Annotated in this window: 2 protein-coding genes and 1 pseudogene; 1 reads left to right on the forward strand and 2 read right to left on the reverse strand. The window is 53.4% G+C overall.

What is annotated here, in order from left to right; translation table 11 throughout:
* The coding region (locus tag A3730_RS05430) for an outer membrane beta-barrel protein (RefSeq protein ID WP_156500930.1) at positions 1–253 on the forward strand (253 nt) is incomplete at its 5' end.
* Positions 254–469: 216 nt separating this feature from the next.
* Here the strand turns inward: A3730_RS05430 and A3730_RS05435 are convergent.
* Positions 470–838: a hypothetical protein gene (locus tag A3730_RS05435; RefSeq protein WP_063521410.1), complete on the reverse strand. Its 369-nt coding sequence runs from the start codon at positions 836–838 to the stop codon at positions 470–472.
* Positions 839–1,145: 307 nt separating this feature from the next.
* Positions 1,146–1,532 (reverse strand): annotated as a pseudogene (locus A3730_RS31115) (peroxidase); the annotation flags it as partial.

The raw sequence follows: 1,532 nt of genomic DNA on the forward strand, positions 1-1,532 counted from the left end.
CTTCCGCGGCCAATTCCCCAACACCATGCCCGTACGCCCCTACGGCCTGATCGGTGCCACCTACGTGGAAACCACCGAGAAAAGCACCTTCGGCGGCTCCGACGGGGAAAACTACAAAGACCTGTCCCTGGGCCTGGGCGTGGACTTCACCATCACCAAAACCCTGTTCATCAACCTGGAATACATGCGGGTGGTGGATCGTAGTGGTGACGAAATTACTAATCTGGGGCTGGGCCTGAACGGCCGGTTCTGATTAGGACACGCAGCACGTTTCAAGCATCACGCTGCACGCAAAACGCCCACCGGAAGGTGGGCGTTTTTTTATGGGATTCGCCAATGAATGTGGGCAGGTACTTTGACCAGGAGAAGGTGTCCACTAAAGCGGGGGAACTACATCCCCTAACGCCCGGTGCAGCGGGCAAATTGAAGCGAGGAACGAGCGGAAATTTGATCCGCCTGCCACCGCTTGTTATGAAAGCCCATATACTAGCCCGCCCACTACACAAAGACTGCTAACCACCCCAATAGCTCGATGAAACCGCATGAGCCTTGGGCTGCGCCATATCAAGAAAGCCAAGAAAGAACCAAGCCAGCCAACAAGCCCCAATATGCCGAAGTTGACCAAAATTGCGGCAACTCCCTGAACTTCATAAGCATTCCCAAACTTATCTCCGTAAACAGCTCTACCAGTAAACAAGTTGTCGAATGTCAGGAATACCAGAAGACCTACTACGAAGAAGACAGGAACCATTCCAGCAAGATATATGAAGTTAGGTCGTTTACTCATATTCATAACAGCGTATTCAGCCGAACCGTTCGACATATCTTTTTTCGACATAACTCTTATCAACCACCGCCCGCTTCCGCCAGAAGATCCAGCCAATACAATAGGATGGAGAAAAGCTGATAACCTTTCTCACCTGACAAAACTCGAAGCAGCGGGTTATTTCCTGAGTTATCCCGAATTCCCCTTCCCCTGAAAATCACTTTATATCAACCGTTTAGCTTTTTCTGTAAGCCATATCCTACAAGCAAGACACCCTCGTCCGGTGAGCACGAGGCAGGGACCGCCCGCAGACACAAAAAAGCCCGGGGGACTTGCGTCGCCCGGGCTTGAGGGGTGTACCTCTGGTTATCGCTCTCCCTTAGCGATCTTCGTACCGTTGGTGCTTGAAGAAGATGCCGGTGTCGCCGAACTGGGACAGGGTGAACGGGGACGCCATAACCAGCTCACCGACTTTAACGGCGCTGTTGCGGCGTTCACGGGCGTAGCGTTCGGTGACCCAGGGCAAGATGGACGTTTTGATGGACTTGGAGGTCGCGTAAACGTCATACACCTTGGTGCCGGGGTTCAGGGCGGTCAGGTCGTCACGGAAATCGTGGGGCGCGGTGCTGATGGAATTCTTCAGATCACCGTTTGGCACGAAATAAACCTGTGACGGGGTGTTGGCATTGCTCACCGGGGAACCGTCCTGGTTCACCTTGGCCATGTCACTCATGACGACCAGCGTCGGCTTTCTGGACACCAGCGA

This window comes from Alcanivorax sp. HI0044 (assembly GCF_001634945.1).